The organism is Paraburkholderia phenazinium (genome assembly GCF_900141745.1).
Lineage (GTDB): Bacteria > Pseudomonadota > Gammaproteobacteria > Burkholderiales > Burkholderiaceae > Paraburkholderia > Paraburkholderia phenazinium_B.
This window is the reverse complement of sequence record NZ_FSRM01000001.1, coordinates 1463222-1481901: the sequence shown is the minus strand read 5'-3', so window position 1 is coordinate 1481901 and position 18680 is coordinate 1463222. Positions and strand designations below refer to the sequence as shown.

17 protein-coding genes are annotated in these 18680 nt (G+C 60.7%); 11 read left to right on the top strand and 6 right to left on the bottom strand.

All coding sequences use genetic code 11. From position 1 onward, the window contains the following. Window positions 1–135 precede the first annotated feature (135 nt). Window positions 136–1296, bottom strand: coding sequence for a serine hydrolase domain-containing protein (locus BUS06_RS06925; RefSeq protein ID WP_083611357.1), 1161 nt, complete (start codon window positions 1294–1296; stop codon window positions 136–138). 170 nt (window positions 1297–1466) lie between these two features. Between BUS06_RS06925 and BUS06_RS06915 the strand changes: the two genes are divergently transcribed. After that, on the top strand, window positions 1467–3146 hold the full coding sequence (locus tag BUS06_RS06915; RefSeq protein ID WP_083611356.1) for a sulfotransferase family protein: 1680 nt from the start codon (window positions 1467–1469) through the stop codon (window positions 3144–3146). 103 nt (window positions 3147–3249) lie between these two features. Here the strand turns inward: BUS06_RS06915 and argG are convergent, their stop codons facing one another. From argG to BUS06_RS06900, 3 genes are all read right to left on the bottom strand, one after another. Next, on the bottom strand, window positions 3250–4584 hold the full coding sequence (gene argG / locus BUS06_RS06910; RefSeq protein ID WP_074263607.1) for an argininosuccinate synthase: 1335 nt from the start codon (window positions 4582–4584) through the stop codon (window positions 3250–3252). A 200-nt stretch (window positions 4585–4784) separates the two neighbouring features. Beyond that, window positions 4785–5255 (bottom strand): cyanase, encoded by a 471-nt coding sequence (gene cynS, locus BUS06_RS06905; protein WP_074263606.1) that lies wholly within the window; start codon window positions 5253–5255, stop codon window positions 4785–4787. A gap of 83 nt (window positions 5256–5338) precedes the next feature. Next, window positions 5339–6412 carry an alpha/beta hydrolase family protein gene (locus BUS06_RS06900; RefSeq protein ID WP_074263605.1) on the bottom strand — a complete coding sequence of 358 codons (1074 nt, stop codon included), beginning with the start codon at window positions 6410–6412 and terminating at the stop codon, window positions 5339–5341. Window positions 6413–6650: 238 nt separating this feature from the next. Here BUS06_RS06900 and BUS06_RS06895 point away from each other — a divergent pair, with 238 nt between their 5' ends. The 4 genes from BUS06_RS06895 (at window position 6651) to BUS06_RS06880 (ending at window position 10091) form a co-directional block, all read left to right on the top strand. Next, window positions 6651–6944, top strand: a complete 294-nt coding sequence (locus BUS06_RS06895; protein ID WP_074263604.1) for a hypothetical protein — start codon at window positions 6651–6653, stop codon at window positions 6942–6944. Between the two features lie 86 nt (window positions 6945–7030). Next, on the top strand, window positions 7031–8260 hold the full coding sequence (locus BUS06_RS06890) for an ABC transporter substrate-binding protein (protein ID WP_217272798.1): 1230 nt from the start codon (window positions 7031–7033) through the stop codon (window positions 8258–8260). A 98-nt stretch (window positions 8261–8358) separates the two neighbouring features. Beyond that, window positions 8359–9333 carry an ABC transporter permease subunit gene (locus tag BUS06_RS06885; protein WP_083611355.1) on the top strand — a complete coding sequence of 325 codons (975 nt, stop codon included), beginning with the start codon at window positions 8359–8361 and terminating at the stop codon, window positions 9331–9333. Further along, complete coding sequence (locus tag BUS06_RS06880) at window positions 9330–10091, top strand: ATP-binding cassette domain-containing protein (protein WP_074263601.1); 762 nt, start codon at window positions 9330–9332, stop codon at window positions 10089–10091. The genes BUS06_RS06885 and BUS06_RS06880 overlap by 4 nt, the downstream gene beginning before the upstream one ends. A 58-nt stretch (window positions 10092–10149) precedes the next feature. Here the strand turns inward: BUS06_RS06880 and BUS06_RS06875 are convergent, their stop codons facing one another. After that, complete coding sequence (locus BUS06_RS06875) at window positions 10150–11328, bottom strand: porin (protein WP_074263600.1); 1179 nt, start codon at window positions 11326–11328, stop codon at window positions 10150–10152. Between the two features lie 668 nt (window positions 11329–11996). Here BUS06_RS06875 and BUS06_RS06870 point away from each other — a divergent pair. Then, a complete protein-coding gene (locus tag BUS06_RS06870) occupies window positions 11997–12509 on the top strand; it encodes a cupin domain-containing protein (protein WP_074263599.1) in 513 nt (170 codons plus the stop codon). Between the two features lie 450 nt (window positions 12510–12959). After that, window positions 12960–14159 (top strand): porin, encoded by a 1200-nt coding sequence (locus BUS06_RS06865; protein ID WP_074265946.1) that lies wholly within the window; start codon window positions 12960–12962, stop codon window positions 14157–14159. A 164-nt stretch (window positions 14160–14323) separates the two neighbouring features. Here the strand turns inward: BUS06_RS06865 and BUS06_RS06860 are convergent, their stop codons facing one another. Beyond that, window positions 14324–15088 carry a tetratricopeptide repeat protein gene (locus tag BUS06_RS06860; protein WP_074263598.1) on the bottom strand — a complete coding sequence of 255 codons (765 nt, stop codon included), beginning with the start codon at window positions 15086–15088 and terminating at the stop codon, window positions 14324–14326. A 192-nt stretch (window positions 15089–15280) separates the two neighbouring features. Between BUS06_RS06860 and ribBA the strand changes: the two genes are divergently transcribed. From ribBA to BUS06_RS06840, 4 genes are all read left to right on the top strand, one after another. After that, the gene (gene ribBA / locus BUS06_RS06855; protein ID WP_074263597.1) at window positions 15281–16417 is read left to right on the top strand and encodes a bifunctional 3,4-dihydroxy-2-butanone-4-phosphate synthase/GTP cyclohydrolase II; all 1137 of its coding nucleotides are present in this window, start codon (window positions 15281–15283) and stop codon (window positions 16415–16417) included. Between the two features lie 75 nt (window positions 16418–16492). Beyond that, window positions 16493–17011 carry a 6,7-dimethyl-8-ribityllumazine synthase gene (gene ribH, locus BUS06_RS06850; protein WP_074263596.1) on the top strand — a complete coding sequence of 173 codons (519 nt, stop codon included), beginning with the start codon at window positions 16493–16495 and terminating at the stop codon, window positions 17009–17011. Further along, complete coding sequence (gene nusB, locus BUS06_RS06845) at window positions 17008–17442, top strand: transcription antitermination factor NusB (protein ID WP_074263595.1); 435 nt, start codon at window positions 17008–17010, stop codon at window positions 17440–17442. Before ribH ends, nusB begins: the two co-directional genes overlap by 4 nt. Window positions 17443–17451: 9 nt before the next feature. Continuing rightward, window positions 17452–18639 (top strand): pyridoxal phosphate-dependent aminotransferase, encoded by a 1188-nt coding sequence (locus BUS06_RS06840; RefSeq protein WP_074263594.1) that lies wholly within the window; start codon window positions 17452–17454, stop codon window positions 18637–18639. The last annotated feature ends 41 nt before the right edge of the window (window positions 18640–18680 follow it).

Sequence of the window (18680 nt, the reverse complement as noted above, 5' to 3'; positions counted from 1 at the left end):
GGCTGAGACAGGTACGGCGCCATCCTGGCGATGGCCGCCGCGATTCCATCCCAGCGGCTTTGCGCTTTCCAGTCGTGCTTGAGCACCGGCTGCCGCGGCGCCCGAGGGACACGCGGAACAAAGCGAGCCTGCGCCTTAGGCTCCACTTCCTGCTCCAAGGTCGCGCTTGCCGTCCCTCGGCTCCGGCCCAATGTCCGTCGCGCCGCCTGCGGATTCGGCAAGCCACACCAGTTCCTCCATATTGTGCTGGTGCATGCTCTTTGAAGTCAGCCGGTCGTCGACCAGATTGACGACAACCAGGTCGAGCGAGGGCACCACGACGGCATATTGGCCGTGGCTACCATCGGCCCAGTAGGTTGGCCTGAGCAGCGCCACCTTCGGACCACGCGGGCCGCTTGCGGGCGTACTTGTCCACCACATGTATCCGTAGCCGCCGGTCGGGGTGTTGGAGTACGAGGCTGTCGATTCGGCAACCCACGCTGCCGGAACAATCTGCTGGTCGCGCCAGCGGCCGTCATGCAGATACAGCAGGGCGAAGCGCGCCAGATCGCGAGCGCTCATGTTGAAGGGATAAGCCGGATACCGGGTGGCAAGGCCGCCCGATACGTAGTGCCCATCCGAAGGACGATAATCCTGCATGCCGATCGGATTTGCGATCTCAGTCTTCAGGGCGTCGAAGATGCGCTGTCCGGTGGCCTTTTCGTAGATCGCGCCAACCGTGTTGAAATCCCAGTTGTTGTAGTACCAGAACGTGCCCGGCGCATGGCTATAGCGCGGTGGCTTGGACGCCTCCATACCAGCGGTTTCATACACCGTCGGGTGATAAACGCCCGAGCGCGCTTCGAGCAGCATACGCACGGTTGCCTGCTTCTCGGTTGGCGTCAGGGATGGCTCGCTGTCGTCGACACCGAGTTGTGCCAACGTCTCGTCAAGATTTATCTGGCCCCGTGCGACTGCAATGCCAATCAGGGCGCTCGCGAAACTCTTGCGCGCTGAATGAAGATTCGACTTCCTTGAAACGTCGCCCCATTGGGCGACGACAAGGCCGTGCTGGACAATCATGCCGGAGGTCGATCCTTCCCGCTTTGCATAGGCGACGGCCTGGTCGATTCCTTCCTGTGAGAAGCCTGCTGTCGCAGGATCGACACGGGTCCATTCAGCACCGGGAAACGGCGATTGCGCACTGTACTGGCCGGGCACAGAGACTGGCGGCTGGTCCGTAGCACACGCGCTCAGTAACGATGCGAGCAAGACACTACTGGCGATACAACCTGCAGGTTTGATAGAGGTAGTCATCCTGTTTCCTGTACTGGTTTCTGGCTGCCATCACGCCGCTCGGACAGGTGCTTTATATCACCCCGGCGTGAGCAATCTCATATACTCCCAACACGTACCAATCGCGGCCACGATCCCCATCGTGCCGTCCGTTTCCCCTCAACCACCGAAACGATGACGACGCCTTCGACATGGATTCCGTTTCGATACAGCAATATTGCGAAGTCTGGTTCAAGGAAGGTCAACGGGCGTACCAGTCCGGCGACCTGAACACCGCAGCGCAGTTGCTTGAGCGTCTGATCGCCGTCAATCCCTCACATGCCGACGCGTTGCATCTACGCGGCCTGGCCGCCTTCAACGCGAACGAGCAGGCTTCTGCCGAAGCATGGGTTTCGCACGCAATCAACGTCTTCCCCAATCCGGCGTTCTACAACAGCCTGTGCATCGTCCAGTTGACGATGAAGGCGTTCACAGCCGCGGCTCAAACCGCGCGCGAAGGACTGGCGCGGCAGCCGGATTTCGCCATGCTGCATTACCATCTGGCACTGGCCCTTCAGTTCGACGGGAATCTATCGGACGCTGCCCTCCACTATCGCAACGCAATTGAGCTTGATCCGGGCAATTCCGAGGCGCATAACAATCTTGGGACTGTCCTGAATGACCTGGGGGATCCGGAGGCGGCTCTGCAGCATGTCCGCGAAGCACTTGAACTCGCGCCAGACGTTCCGGCGGTACACAACAACCTAGGCAAAACGCTCATGTCGTTGGGCGATATGGACGGAGCGGAACTGCATTTCCGGCGCGCCATCGCGATAGACCCTGAGAATTTTTCCTATTACCGGCTTCTGACTCAGAGCAAGCGTCTGTCTGTCACCGATCCATGCGTTGTCTCCATGGCCGCTCGGGTAAAAAGCGTTGACCCGCTATCGCCAACTAACCAGATGCACCTGCACTTCGCACTCGCACAGGCGCTGGACGACAACGGCAACCATGAGGAATCGTTCGAACACTTCCGGCGCGCCAATGCCCTATATCGCGCCAGCATCGACTACGATGAACAAGGCGCGCTCGACCTGCTCAGACGCATCCCGAGCCTGATAACGTCCGAGCTACTGGAAGCCAATCGCGGCACAGGCGCCCTCTCCCGCTCCCCGGTCTTTATCGTAGGCATGCCACGCTCGGGTTCAACGCTGATCGAACAGATCCTGGCCAGCCATCCGCAGGTGTTCGGAGTCGGCGAACGTCCCGACTTCGAAAAAGCATTGAAGACACGGATTCACCCTGGCAGCAAGATAGACATCGACGCCCTGCGCACAATCGCAGCCACACCATTGACTTCAATTGGCCACGACTACCTGCGCCGTATTCAGGCAGTTATCAGTAATCCTCAAGACTATCAGCGGATCACCGACAAATACCTGTTTAACTTCATCTATCTGGGGGTGATTCATCTCGCGTTGCCGAACGCCAGATTTATCCATATCCACAGAGACCCGGTGGAAAACTGTCTATCGATCTATTCGAAGCTATTCGGCGGTATTCCGTTTGCCTACGACCTGGGTGAACTTGGCCGCTATTACCGCGCTTATGAGGAACTGATGGCGCACTGGCGAAGCATCTTGCCCGAAGGCGTCATGCTCGAAGTGGAGTACGAGGACCTGGTCAATGATTTCGAGCGCAACGTGCGGCGGATGCTTGCCCATTGCGGGCTCGAATGGGATGAACGCTGCATGGCGTTTCATCAAACGAGGCGTCAGGTCCTGACCATGAGTGCGCGGCAGGTTCGCGAACCGCTTTTCAGATCGTCATTGCAGCGTTGGCGCCCGGCTGAGGTGTTGTTGCAACCTCTTCTGGATGGCTTGCAAGCCTGAAGGCCTCGCTAGGCGCGACGCGTAACTCGTCGCGCCCTGCCAATCACAAAAGACGGCTGAACGAAGGAGGATCCTCATCCGGCCGACCGCGATCAATACCGCCTTACTCTTTATCGTCCTTCAGTTGCGGAAGCGCCAACGCCTCACCCGGCGTAAGCAGCCCCACGTCCGAATAGATAAGCAGCTTCGCACGCGTATCCGTGATGTCGAGATTGCGCATCGTCAGTTGACCGATCCGGTCGCGCGGCGAGAAGGTCGATTCAACCTTCTCCATCGAAAGCCGCTCCGGCTGGTACGTCAGGTTCGGCGACTTCGTGCTCAGGATCGAGTAGTCGTTACCACGGCGCAGTTCGATCGTGACTTCGCCGGTGATCGCGCGTGCCACCCAGCGCTGCGCCGTTTCGCGCAACATGATCGCCTGCGGGTCGAACCAGCGGCCCTGATACAGCAGGCGCCCGAGACGCCGGCCGTTCTCGCGGTACTGTTCGATGGTATCTTCGTTGTGGATGCCCGTAACGAGACGCTCGTACGCGATATACAGCAGCGCGAGGCCCGGTGCTTCGTAGATGCCGCGGCTCTTCGCCTCGATGATCCGGTTCTCGATCTGGTCGCTCATGCCGAGACCGTGACGGCCGCCAATGCGATTCGCCTCCAGCAGCAATTCGACTGCATCCGTGTACTGAACGCCGTTAAGCGCGACTGGACGTCCTTCTTCGAAGCGGATCGTGATTTCTTCTTTCGCGATCTGCACGTCATCGCGCCAGAATGCAACGCCCATGATCGGATTGACAATCTTGATGCCGCTTTCGAGGCTTTCGAGATCTTTCGCTTCGTGCGTCGCACCGAGCAGGTTCGAGTCGGTGGAATACGCCTTTTCCGCCGACATCTTGTATTCGAAGCCCGACTGGCGCATGAACTCGGACATTTCCGCGCGGCCGCCGAGTTCGTCGATGAACGCCTGGTCGAGCCACGGCTTGTAGATCTTCAGGTCCGGATTGACGAGCAGGCCGTAGCGGTAGAACCGCTCGATGTCGTTACCCTTATAGGTGCTGCCGTCGCCCCAGATGTTGACGCCGTCTTCCTTCATTGCGGCGACCAGCATCGTGCCGGTTACAGCCCGGCCAATCGGCGTCGTGTTGAAGTAGGTCACGCCGGCGGTCGAGATATGGAACGCGCCGGCTTGCAGCGCGGCGATTCCTTCCGCGACCAGTTGAGCCCGGCAGTCTATGAGCCGCGCCCCTTCTGCGCCGTACTGGATCGCGCGACGCGGGATCGAATCGTAGTCGTCTTCGTCGGGCTGGCCGAGGTTAGCCGTGTACGCGTATGGGACGGCGCCTTTGATCCGCATCCAGTGCAACGCGGCACTCGTGTCGAGTCCGCCGGAGAACGCGATGCCAACTTTCTGGCCGGTCGGAAGACTTTCAAGGATTGTGCTCATGTGGAAAAACCGTTAAATCGAGTTAGAGAGAATGCTGGGCGACGTGAAAGGATCAGCGGTGCCTGACCGCCCGTAACCCTCATTTGTATCATACTCGGTCGAAACGGCTGAATTCCGGGGAGTACGTGGCATTGCGGTGCAACGCGCACTCCCGATAAATACGAGGAAAGCCGTCTGGCCAAAGACGGCTAGGGCGGCCCTCAGAACGGCTTGGTCGGCAGATATTTACCGTCCAGCGTGATGACGGCACGCTTGCCGCCTTCAGGATCGTCGATTACCTGAAAGTCCAGCTTGAAGTTAATCGCGCTAATGATCCCGTCGCCGAGTTTTTCATGGACCAGCGCCTTTAACGTCGAACCATATACCTGCACGATCTCGTAGAAGCGGTAGATGGTCGGATCGGTCGGCACGCCGCCCGGAATGCTGCCGCGCACGGGAATGGCCTGCAGCAGACGCAGCGCGTCCTCGCCGAGTTCGAGCTTGTCGACCACCACCTTGGCCGCATCGGCCGGCAGCGGATGCTGGCCGAGCAGCGCCGCGGTAACGAATGCGAGGCTGAGGCCGGTGCCTTCGTTGATCTGCTCGAACGTCAGGTTTTTGCGCAGCTTCGCGTCCATGATCGTGTCGGTCAACGCTTCACGGGATGCCGGGCTGTGTAGGGATTGCGTCATCGCGATACTCCTTGAGGTGGAAGTCGATTGACGCAGCATATGCCGCCTAAAAAAATAGCGTCGAAGACCCGGTCCCCGTCCCCTTACGCCCCCGCCGCACTCACATGCGTATCGATCCACTTGAGGATCCAGTCCGCGACGTCGAGGTTGTTCCGGTCCTGCATCATCATGTGCGTATTGCCGTGAATGCCTTCGTTCGGCAACAGCACGAGCTGCGCGCGGCCGCCGGCACGGTCCACCGCGTCGACGAAAACCTGGCAGCTTTTGAGCCGCGGAGCCCAGCGAGGAGACAGGTCGACATAGTCACCAAACAGCACGAGGATGGGCAGCCGGGTGTACGGCGCGAGATCGCCGGTCGCAGACGGGCATTCGCCGGGTTCGATGGACACGATGCCAGCAATACCCTGCGTACTGATAGCCGCCGTCTGGAACGGGTAAATGCCAGCCTGCGAGTGACTGATCAGCACCGTATGACGGAGTTGGATCGCAAGTTGCGAAAGCGCCGGAACGGTCGGATTGGGCACGCCGACCGACGGGCTCCAGTCAGGCACCATCTGCTGCCAAAGGGCCGCTTGCGCATCGACGGGAAACTGCTCGCCGGGGAAGGTCTCCGGATATTTCGGTCCGAAACGGAAGATGGCCCACGCCGATTCGTGCGACGCTGCGAACACGTTCGGCAGCTGGGAAGCCGGCGCCTTGCCGCTGCGCGCGGCATTGATCGCGCTGATGTCAGTCGCCGAACGTCCGCGGTCGGACTGATCGATCACATACGTCGGATAGCCGTTCCGGACGAAATACTCCTCCCACCCCATCCGCCCGTCCGGCGTCGTCTCCCATGTCATGCCCGTCAGGCAGCAACCATGTATTAGCGTCAGCGACACCGGCTTGGCGCTCGTGGGAACCTGGTAATGAACATACATCTGGTCGACGGTGACGGTGCCCGAGGCCACGTAGTTCGGCAGCGTCGAAAGCGTGTCCGAATGCACGTCACGTCCGCCTATGAAAAAGCTGCCCTGTTTCGCAATCGACATCGGGCCGGACAGCACCGCGGCGCGATTGACCGGAGACGATGCGCAGGCAACCAGTCCTACGGCGCATGCGGCCGCAACGAGGATTGTGCCAATCAGACCTGCTGTGCGCTTTCTCGTACGTATCATGCGACTGTCTCCTCGTTAGCGGTGGGTGCCTTGGCGATCAGGGCCGTCATGCGCAAAGCGCTCTGACGTTGCCCATGATTCTGGGTCGATATCGTACAACGAGCGCTTGCGGGACGTCCGTCAGCCGCTGACGTTGAAGGCTCCCGGCCGTGGATCGAAGGTGGGATTTTGAAAGCGGGACGGTCTAAAATAGTTAAATTGGCATCGGCGCCACGCAGCCGAATCCGGAGATCCCATCATGAAGATTGCGAAAGTCGTAATCGGAATAGCCGCCCTGGTCGGTGTAACCGCAGCGTATGCCGACGGGTTCGTCATCACGAGATCCATTTCGAACGGACGCGAACTGCGCCTGCTGGAGCACACCAGCGAATGCGATGGCGGCCCGGGCGCGTTCATTTACCGGCGCGGCAAGCAGATTGACCAGACCTGCAATGTCAACGTCACCGCACGAGGCGCGACGGTGATCATGCCTGCTTTCGAACCGCGCATGTTCTTCCCGCGCGACACGCTTTACGAAAACTCGAAGTCGTAGGCGGAAGGTGCGCTTGCCCGCGCGAAGTCAACACAATGACTACGCGCAGGCAACCACCGATCAACGGTTAGAACCTCTTCACTTCCTTGCTCGAAGCCGCCGACGCTGGGGCAGCCCCCCTTGCCCGCGAGCGCTGCGTGGCTCATCTGCCGGACGCCGGGTGCCCGTCGGACCCATGCCCTGCAATGCCGATTCCGCGCGAACAACATTGTCATTCGCATGGCCACCGGCATCCCCCGGGCCTATACTGCCGAACAGCCGATCAACGTCGCCATGGAGCGTCAAAAGAACTCGGGCGTCGCAAGTCGGACTCAAAAAAACTGGAGGAAGACAAAATGAAGCGATTCGTTTCCCGCTGTATGGTTGCCGTCTCAACGATCATCGTTTGTTCGCTGTCGGGACTGGCGCACGCCGATGCTGCCCATCCAGTGGTGGCGCTCCTGCCCGGCGTGGTTGATCCGTTCTACTTCACAATGCATCGCGGCGCCGAGCGGGCCGCCAAGGAAGAGAACGTCGAATTGCTGTTTCAGGTTCCCAAAGAATGGAACACCAGTGAGCAGGTGCCGATTCTCAAGGCATTTATCGCCAAGCATCCTGATGTCCTGCTGATTTCCCCAGTCGACAAGCAACAGCTGATCGGACCGCTCAAAGAGGCCGCCGACGCCGGCATCAAGGTGATTACCGTCGACACCTATATCGGCGATGGCCATTACCAGACCGGCAAGGGCGATGCGGATTTCCCGCTGTCCTATATCGCTTCGGACAATCTGGAAGGCGGCCGCGTGGCTGCGCGCGCACTTGCCAAAGCAATCGGCGACAAGGGCACGGTCTATTGCGAAAACAACAAGCCGGGTATTTCAAGCACCGACGCGCGTGCTGAAGGTTTCGCGGACGAGATGAAGAAGCACCCGAATATCACCGTGCTGCAAACCCTCTATAACGAAGACGACGCGAACCAGGCTGCTGCTCACGTCGCCGCGGTTCTGGCGCGCAATCCGGGTCTGGCCGGCGTGTTCGGCGCCAACACCTTCTCGGGCAGCGGTGCGGCCCAAGGCGTTAAGGCAGCCGGCAAGCAAGGCGTGGTGAAAGTCGTCGTATTCGACGCGGTTCCGGGCATCGACAAGCAGATCAAGAGCGGACTCGTCGACATCGCGATTGCCCAGCGCCCGGACGAGATCGGCTATTACGGCGTCAAGTTCGCCGCCGACGTGATTCACGGCAAGAAAATCCCCACCCTCAAGAGCACGGGTTTCGAAGTTCTCGACAAGAACAATATCGACCAGCCCGACATGCAGCAATACATCTATTCGAACTAGCCAAAGCAGGCCGGCTGGAGTCGTAGATCGTCCCGCGTGCGCTGCAGCGCATGCGGGTTTTTGCTCCTGGCATTGCTCCTGATAAAGCGGATCACTTCATGGATAACTCGCGTCTCGACCGGATCGCGCTGATCACCAAGCTATGGCCGTGGCTGTTCCTCGCCGCCTTGCTGGTCTTTTTCGAGGTGTATGCGCAGGTGTCGGCACATCGGTCGTTTGTGTTGAACGCCTACAACCTGCAATCGATCGGTCTCGCCGCCGCTGCCCCGCTGCTTCTGGCCATTGGCCAGACCTTCGTGATCATCACGGCCGGCATCGATCTGTCCGCGGGCTTCGTGATGGGACTCGCGGCCGTCTGCGTCGCGCAGTTCACATTGTTCGGCAACGGCTCGCCATGGATCCTGCTCCTGTCTATCCCGCTCACCGTTGTGGTCTGCCTGATTCCAGGTCTCGTCAACGGTGTGCTGATTGCGTGGCTGCGCGTGCCGGCTTTTATCGGCACGCTCGGCATGTACGGCGTGGCGCGCGGTGCAGGCTTTCTCGCTGCCGGCAGCGGCATGACGGTCTCAGTGGACAACCCCGGCCTCGTCTGGCTCGGCGCCGGCTGGACGCCGGTGTTGCTCACTGCCGTGTTGCTGGTCATCATGCATCTGCTGCTCTCGAAAACGCGCTTCGGTCAGTATACGTACGCGATCGGTGGCAATCCGCAGTCCGCGGTGCGGGCGGGGATCAATGTCAAACGTCATCTGCTCGTGGTGTATGTGATCGCCGCAGCGTTCGCCGCGGTCGGTGGGATCATCTATACGGCGCGTTTTGCTGCAGGCGCAGCCAACGCCGGCGAGCCGATGTTGCTCGATTCGATCGCTGCAGTGGTGATCGGTGGCGCGAGCCTGTTCGGTGGGACGGGCAATGTTGTCGGGACGCTGATCGGTGCGCTGATCATCGCGGTGATCCAGTTCGGCCTGGTGTTTATCGACGTCAACGCGTTCTGGCAATTCATCGTGGTGGGCATCGTCATCATCCTGTCGGTGCTGATCGATCAGTACAAGGACCGTCTCGGAGGTGCGCAATGAGCACGCCCATCCTTGAGGTACGCGACATCTCGATCCGCTTTGGCGGTGTCGAGGCGCTCAGGAACGTGTCGCTGCAGCTGATGCCGGGCGAAGTACTGGCGCTTGCCGGCGATAACGGCGCGGGCAAGTCGACTTTGATCAAGATCATCTCGGGCGTGTACCGGGCCGATCAGGGCGAGCTGCTGTTCGACGGCGCGCCGTTGCAATTGCGTGATCCGCAAGACGCGCGCGCTCAAGGGATCGAGACGATCTATCAGGATCTCGCGCTCGCGGACAACCTCGACGTGGGCAGCAATATCTTCCTTGGACGCGAACCGACACGCAGGCAACTCGGCTTCCACGTGATCGACCGCCCTCGCATGGCGCAGGTCGCGCGCGAGGTGCTGGAGCGCCTCGACATCGTGATTCCCGAACGCAAGCTCGGCGGTCCTGTGAAGATGCTCTCAGGCGGCCAGCGCCAGGCCATTGCAATAGGCCGGGCCATTTACTGGAACGCCCGCGTGCTTATCATGGATGAGCCCACCGCCGCGCTCGGCGTGCCCGAGCAGCGCAAGGTCATGGAACTGATTGCGACGCTGAAGACGCAAGGCGTGTCCGTGATCCTGATCTCGCACAATCTGCACGATATCTTTGCAATCGCGGATCGCATCGTCGTGCTGCGGCGTGGCGAAGTGGCCGGCGAGCGTCAGGTCGGGCAGACCAATGGCGATGAGATCGTGCACCTGATGGTCGGCGATACCTACGTGAGTCCCGGATAGGGAGCACAGACAGATGGCGCCGATCCGGTCACTTCATGCGCACTTCCTCAAATTCCAATCAGAAGAAATGACGCAGGCCGATAGTCCCGACAAACTGCGTGGGTCCCGACGAAGGCGTGGTGTTTTGCGAATCGCCGACCACTGCCACCGCGCTGACAATCGAAGTGCCGTTCGACGCCAGCGCGTCCCCGCTTGCGTGCTGATAAGCCTCGAGGAAGTAGATGCAGGTCCGCTTCGAGAACGAATAGGTCTGTTCGAACGAGACCTGGTTATAGCGCGCCGAATCCGAGATGCCGTTCGATTCGCTGGCCCGCGTGTAGCTGTACCCGCCTGCCAGGGCGATTGCTGGCGTCAGCTGGTAGGTTGCGATCGCGCCGTAGGTGTTGAACACGGCCGTCTGCTTGAAAGCCGACACGGTACCCGGGCGATACACCACGTTCGAGTAGTTCAACCCGACCATCGCACCACCGAACTTGTACGTGGCCGCCGCGGCTAGCATCTGGTTGCTTTCGGCGCTTGCGTACGCAACGTTGACAGGCGAGTTGTCGGCGACGGTACCCAGCGCCGTGCTGGTGGAGAGATCGTTCAGCCGGATGTAGCCCACCGCGGCCCTGAAACCGCCCATCTCGTATTTGAGCGCCGCGCTCAGCGTATTGCCTTCCGTGAAATCGCCCGCCACACCGCCCAGACCGTACTGCACACTGCCTTGCAGACCGCTGATCAGCGGCGACGTGTAGGTCAGGGAATTGTTGAAGCGCAAGGTGGTGTCGAGTGCGTCGAGGTCGCCCGGATGTGCGCCGGTCGCCCCCGTCAGATAACCCGTCGGACCTAGCGCGCCCACGAAGTTGAAGTACGGAGTGTACTGGCGACCTACCGTCAGCGTGCCGTACTGCTGATCGTTAAAACCCACGTAGGCCTGGCGGTTGAATATGTAGCCTGACGAGCCGGAGGCACCCGTCAACGAGTTATAGCCGGCTTCGAGCCGGAAGATCGTCGACAGGCCGCCACCCAGATCTTCCGAACCGAGGAAGCCGAATTTACTCGCGTTCAGGGCGCCCTGGGTCAGGTAGATGTTGTGGTTGCCCTTCTGGTTGCTGCTGTAGGCAATCGCATTATCGATAGCGCCATACAACGTCACGCTGCTCTGGGCCTGCGCGACCATCGGAACACCCGACGAGACTGCCGCACAAAGTCCTGTCACCACACCTCTGTAAAGCACTGCTCGTTTGATACTCATCTCAAGATCTCCGGTTGAATGCCACTACTATTTCGTTAACCTGATTATTTTTTCTTTTCTGCAAGATCGAAAAATCAACGCCAATGCGAGTCTGTTTCCGATCAGTGCTCGTATGGACTCAGTGTGCTGACGAGAGCCGAAATCATCTGGTGCGCAAAACCGCCGACACGATCACCAGGCCGCAAACCGGTTGCATGATCGTGTGGCCAATCTGGAACGCGCCGACCACGTACTAGTACAGCTGCGTCACGCGTGTTGGCATGCGCAACCGGGCTTCCGGGCCGTTACTCGCGCTCAGACCATCAATACGTCAACCAACCACCTGAAATTGTCGGTCATCGTATCTCACCGTTTAGCTCGAAGTAAAGCGTGGATAGTCGGTGTTTACCCACGTTTCAGCTTGCTGGAATTTTCTGCTAGGGACGTCACACAGCTGTTCTAGGGATATGCTTATCTCTATGTAGGCAATTCCCTGGCAAACAAAGAACTCAGGCCAATCTCATTTTTGTTGTATGTCGTCGTATAACTATAGTTGGCATGGCGGCAATGGAATCAGGCCAAGCCACTCTCTTGTCCTTTTCAGCCTGTCCTATAGTGTTCTTCGCCCTGCCGTGATTCAACGCGCGACGTGGCACGACGGGCACCCCTGAACAACAAGGAGAGTCTCGATGGCGGGAAACAACATGAGCCGACGCGAACTATTAGCAATGCTGGGAGGGATCGCCCCGTTGCTATTGACCGGAGGAGCCGAAGCCAGTCCGATCGATACCAATCAGACCCTGTACACACTGCCCGGCGATATCAAATTCACCCCGCAGGACGGCGCCCCACCGCAGAGCGTCGAAAGCGCGTTCCTCTACAGCAATCCGTCGAAGCAAGGCATCTATTACGCACTGTTACGCTGGCACCCTGGCTACATGAGCGCGCCGCACAGCTACGCCTCGGATCGTCTCTGCGTGGTGTTGTCCGGCACCTGGTGGATCAACAGCGGTGCGGACTTCGATCCCGCACATACAGTCCCGGTGCCAGCCGGCACCTTCGTGCGGCGCATTGCTCGCACCTGGCATTACGACGGTGTCCCACGCGGCGAAGCAGGGCCGGCGACCATCGCCATCTGCGGCATCGGTCCGGTGGACATCCGCCTGGCGGAACCGGATAAGCCTCTCGCGCGGGCCGTATAACCTAGCGCTTCTGATTTCGTTGCGTTCGCAACGACTACGAATCAGCCCTCATCCAGGCGCTCATGCCGCGGGTCGCTGCATGCGGCCCTACGCCTTTCATCGCGCTTACCACGCCGCGACACGACGCCGATTTTGTTGCAAGCGTTGCAAGAATGAGACATCGCATTGGTTTTACAACGCGAAACAATCGGGTTTGAACTGCTTTCACCGAACTTTAATCTGGCGACGTCAGCATCACTCGGGCCTGAAAGCATGCGTGTCCCGCGAGCCCGGCGGGACCGGCGAGAACCGCTCTACAAGGTTCGTTCTTGCTCTCGACAGGTTGATCGGAGTGCGAATCTCACAGCGTATGACTTGTGATACGCGCATCGGGTGACCGACACGAATGGATCACGTTCGTTATGCGAGCGATAGATCCATCCTCTAACAACACGTGAAAGACAGATGAAAATGAAAAAGACCTCGGTGGCTCTTCTGGCGCTCGGCGCATTTGCCGGCGCTGCACACGCACAAAGCAGCGTGACCCTGTACGGCATCGTCGACACAGGTATCCTCATCAACAACAACGTCAAAGGCTTGCACGAGTACGCACTCTCGCAAGCAACCTCGTCGCGCTGGGGCCTGAAAGGCACAGAAGACCTGGGTGGCGGTCTGTCGGCGATCTTCGACCTGGAAAACGGCTACACCACGGGCACGGGCGCACTGTCCCAAGGTGGCCTGGAATTCGGCCGTAAAGCATTCGTCGGTTTGAGCAGCAAGCAGTTCGGTACGTTGACGGCCGGCCGTCAGTACTCGGTCAGCAATGACTACACCGCCAACTTCGCGTCGGGCGCCGACTGGGCCGCTTCGGGCCTCGGCTACGGCACGCGCGCAAGCGACGTCGATAACGTCGATACGTCGAACCGTATCCAGAACTCGCTCAAGTACGAAAGCCCGAACTACAACGGTCTGCAAGTGGGCTTGCTGTACAGCCTGGGCGGTGTGGCAGGCAACTTCTCGCAGAACTCAATCTGGGACGCGTCAATCGCTTACTCGAATGGCCCGATCAGCCTCGGCGCAGGCTATACGTTCGTGAAGGATCCGTACTACTCGTTCTTCGGCAACCAGGGCAATTCGTCGACACCGTCGACCGCGGTTTCGTCGAGCGCAAACGACAACATGAACAACAAGATCTTCGGCGGCTACGCTTCGGCGGGTTCGCAGCAGATCATCGTGGCGGGCGGTTCGTACGCACTCGGACCGGCAACTATCGGCCTGCTGTACTCGAACACGCAATTCCAGAACCTGGGTTCGGTCACGGCCGTCGGTGCGATCGCCGCTCCGAAGTACGAGGGCGGTACGGCAACGTTCAACTCGGGTGAAATCAACCTGAAGTACCAGGTGAACCCGGCTCTGCTGCTGGCAGGCGCGTATATCTACACGCACAATGGCGGCGCGGACAACGTGGGCAGCGCGAAGTACAACCAGTTCAACCTGGGCGCAATCTACTCGCTGTCGAAGCGCACGTCGCTGTATGCGATCGGCTTCTACGAAACGGCTTCGGGTATCGACTCGACAGGCAAGGCAGCCGTTGCCGACCTGAACGGCAGCGCCTTCTCGGCTGACAAGCACCAGCTCGCCGGTATCTTCGGCATCACCCACAAGTTCTAAGCGGGTGAACCGGCCGCTCTCTGGCGGCCGGTCAGTCTGAACAAGCTGATACCAGGCCTGGCTTTGTCAGTACCTGGACATGGACACCCTTGGCGACCTTGCCACGACGGTGTCCATTTATTTTTGGTCCCCGGCTGATCCTGCTAGCCGGCGCCCTCTCGTTATCACCGTGAGGGCGCCGCAGCCAACGCGGCCTGGGCGCGCTGCAACCATTCGCGGTTGTGCTCCTTCGCATGTCTCGGCCAGTGCCTTGCGTCCTGCGCAATATCTGCGTACAGGCTCATGGCCCGTTGACGATCCGCCTGATCGCCTTGCTTTACCAGCCAGTCGGCAAACAGACATCGCGGCGCCGCATCGCTTGCACAGGCCAGCGATTGCTCGAACGCGGCGCGCGTGCCGGGTGCATCGAGCGCAGCGAGGGTCCGCGCATAGAGCAAGGCCGGCTCGGGCTGCTGACGCGCCTGCGGATTGGCTTCGAACAGCCGCGCGAGGCTGGCGTCCGCCGCCGCATGCTGGCCAACTGAGAATTGCGCTTTTGCCATGCCCAATAACAGCGCGGGATCCGTGGCAAACGGACCGCTCGCCGCAGCCTGATAGTGCTGCAGTGCTTCGCCAGGCTGCCCGGCCTCCAGCAACGCCGCACCAAGCCGCATCCGATGCTCGACGGTAGGCGCACGATCGAAGTTATCGCGCGCCTCGCGCACCGCGCGATTGGGATCCACCAGTTGCGAAATGGCGCGCGTAGCGGCCCGGCCGCTGCGCGACTGGCGCAGGCTCGGCAGATAGATTGCAAAGAGATACACCAGGCTGCCGAGCAGCGGGAAGGCGAACAGCAGCAACAGCCAGTACATATTCTGGTTAGTGCGCACCACATGCACAGCAAAAAACAGCGCAATGATGACGTGAATACCAATTCCGAAAAATGACATGTTGATTCGACTTGTGACCAGGTAAGACCACAGTCTACCTAAGACGGCGCGGGCAATGTCCCGACCAGGCTCGCCGCTTTACAGCACCTTTCAGCCCGTGCCGCCACCCGCCAAACGGACTATCCCATTCGCCGCAACGACGCGGACCCGCGCGTGGCGTAAAATACGCGCTTTCCCGAAATTCTCGCCACCATGACGCTCGCCTCCACCCTTGAGATCATCGCCGAACTGAAAGCCGGCCGGATGGTGATACTCGTCGACGAAGAAGACCGCGAAAACGAGGGCGACCTCGTGATTGCGGCCGAATTCGTCACGCCGGAAGCGATCAACTTCATGGCCCGCTACGGCCGCGGCCTCGTCTGCCTGACGCTGACGCAGGAGCGCTGCAAGCAGCTGAACCTGCCGCTGATGACATACCGCAACGGCACCCAGTACGGCACGGCCTTCACGGTCAGCATCGAAGCAGCTGAAGGCGTCACCACGGGCATTTCGGCGGCCGACCGGGCCCGCACGATCCTCGCCGCCGTCGCGCACGACGCACGGCCCGAGCATATCGTTCAGCCTGGTCACGTATTTCCGATCATGGCCCAGCCCGGCGGCGTGCTGGTGCGCGCCGGCCATACCGAGGCCGGCTGCGATTTCACGGCGCTCGCGGGGCTGACGCCCGCCGCGGTGATCTGCGAGATCATCAAGGACGACGGCACGATGGCGCGCCTGCCGGACCTGATCGCGTTCGCCGAGGAACACAAGCTGAAAATCGGCACGATCGCCGATCTGATCCATTACCGCAGCCGCACGGAATCGATCGTCGAGCGCATCTGCGAGCGCACCATGCAGACCGCGCACGGCCCGTTCCGCGCGGTGATGTACCTCGACCAGCCGAGTGGCCAGCCGCATATCGCACTGGTGCGCGGCAAGCCCACGCCGGACCAGGAAACGCCGGTGCGGGTGCACGAGCCGCTATCGGTGCTAGATCTGCTCGAAGTCGGCGCGTCGACCCATTCGTGGACGCTCGACGCCGCGATGAAAGAAATCGCCCAACGTGATCTCGGCGTGGTCGTGCTGCTGAACTGCGGCGACTCAAAAGATCATCTGATCGACGTCTTCAAGGCGTTCGATTCGAAGGACAAGGCCGATGCGCTGAAGCGCCGTCCGGTCGACTTCAAAACCTACGGCATCGGCGCGCAGATTTTGCGCGAACTCGGTGTCGGCAAGATGCAGGTGCTGTCGAACCCGCGCAAGCTGGGCAGCATGTCGGGCTACGGTCTCGAAGTCACAGGCTTCGTGCCGATGCCGGGCTGCCCTTCCCAGGCGCCGCAGACGCCCTGACCGGCACTCGCAACGCAAGCCTGATCCGACCATTCACGCGCCCTGGCGCTCACTCAAACACACTACGGACTCACTATGGAAATCGGACAATACCAACCGAACCTCGACGGCGACGGACTGCGTATCGGCATCGTCCAGGCGCGCTTTAACGAGCCCGTCTGCAATGGCCTCGCGGATGCATGCATCGAAGAACTCGAACGCCTTGGCGTTACCGGCGAAGACGTACTGCTCGTCACGGTGCCCGGCGCACTGGAAATCCCGCTGGCGCTGCAAAAGCTCGCTGAAAGCGCGCAATTCGACGCACTGATCGCGCTCGGCGCGGTGATTCGCGGCGAGACATACCACTTCGAACTGGTGTCGAACGAAAGCGGCGCCGGCATCACGCGCGTCGGCCTCGACTTCGGCATTCCGGTGGCGAACGCCGTGCTGACGACCGAAACCGACGAGCAGGCTGTCGCACGCATGACCGAAAAGGGTCGCGACGCTGCACGCGTGGCCGTCGAAATGGCGAACCTCGCGGTCGCGCTCGAGCAGCTCGGCGGCGACGATGACGACGAGGAAGAAGACGAGGACGACGAAGAGGCACAGGCATGAAGAGCGCTCGCCGACGTTCCCGCGAACTGGCCACGCAGGGGCTGTATCAGTGGCTGCTGTCGGGCGCGCCCGGCGGCGAGATCGACGCGCAGCTGCGCGGCGCGCAAGGATTCGACAAGGCCGATCTCGAGCATCTGAACGCGCTGCTGCACGGCGTGATCCGCGACTCGGAAGCACTGTCGGCCGACCTCACGCCGTGCCTCGACCGCCCCATCGACCAGCTCTCGCCGGTCGAGCGTGCGGTGCTGCTCGTCGCAGCGTATGAGCTGAAGAATCACGTCGATATTCCGTACCGGGTTGTGATCAACGAGGCCGTCGAACTCGCCAAGACGTTTGGTGGCGCGGACGGCTACAAGTACGTCAACGGCGTGCTGGACAAGCTGTCGGCGCAGTTGCGCGTTGCCGAAACCCAGGCCAACCGCAAGCAATAAGATGCCTGTATGAACTCCGTGACCGAACCACTGGTGCGGCTTGCTGCACGCGTCGACGCCATCCAGCCTTTCTATGTGATGGAGCTGGCGAAAGAAGCCGCCCTGCTGGAGCGCGAAGGACGCAACATCATCCATATGGGAATCGGCGAGCCCGATTTCACTGCGCCCGAGCCGGTCATCGAAGCGGCCGCGAACGCGATGCGCCGTGGCGTCACGCAATACACCAGCGCGCTTGGCCTGCACTCGCTGCGCGAGGCGATCGCCGGGCATTATGCGCAGGCCTATGGCATCAGCGTCGATCCGGCGCGCGTCGTGGTCACCGCGGGCGCTTCGGCTGCATTGCTGCTGGCGTGCGCGGCGCTGGTCGACCGCGACGATGAAGTGCTGATGCCCGATCCGTGCTATCCGTGCAACCGGCACTTTGTTGCCGCCATGGAAGGCAAACCCGTGTTGGTGCCGAGCGGTCCTGCGGAGCGCTTCCAGTTGACCGCAGCTGACGTCGAAAGCCTATGGAACGAACGGACGCGCGGTGTGCTGCTGGCGTCGCCGTCCAACCCCACCGGCACGTCTATCGAGACCGCGGAATTGAAGCGCATCGTCGAGGCAGTTCGTGCGCGCGGCGGCTTCACGATTGTCGACGAGATCTATCAAGGCCTGAGCTACGGCGCGCCGCCGGTTTCGGCTTTGTCGTACGGCGACGATGTGATCACCGTCAACAGTTTCTCGAAGTACTTCAACATGACCGGCTGGCGTCTCGGCTGGCTCGTTGTGCCGCCGTCGCTGGTGGGCGCGTTCGAGAAGCTCGCGCAAAACCTGTTTATCTGTGCGTCGGCGCTGGCCCAGCACGCGGCACTCGCCTGCTTCGAACCGGACACCCTGGCAATCTACGAAGCACGCCGCCTGGAGTTTAAGCGCAGGCGCGACTTCATCGTCCCGGCGCTCGAAACGCTCGGCTTCTCAGTGCCGGTGATGCCGGACGGCGCGTTCTACGTCTACGCGGATTGCACTCATGTGACCCACGCTGCAGCTGGCGACAGCGCGGCACTCACCAAAGCCATGCTGCACGACGCAGGCGTCGTGCTGGTGCCGGGGATGGATTTCGGCAATCACGCGCCGCGCTCGTATATCCGCCTGTCTTACGCCACGGCGTATTCGAAGCTCGAAGAGGCGGTCGAGCGCCTGCGCGGATTCTTTTGATTCTGCCCAGCGTCAGCGTCAGACCATAAAAAAAGGCACCC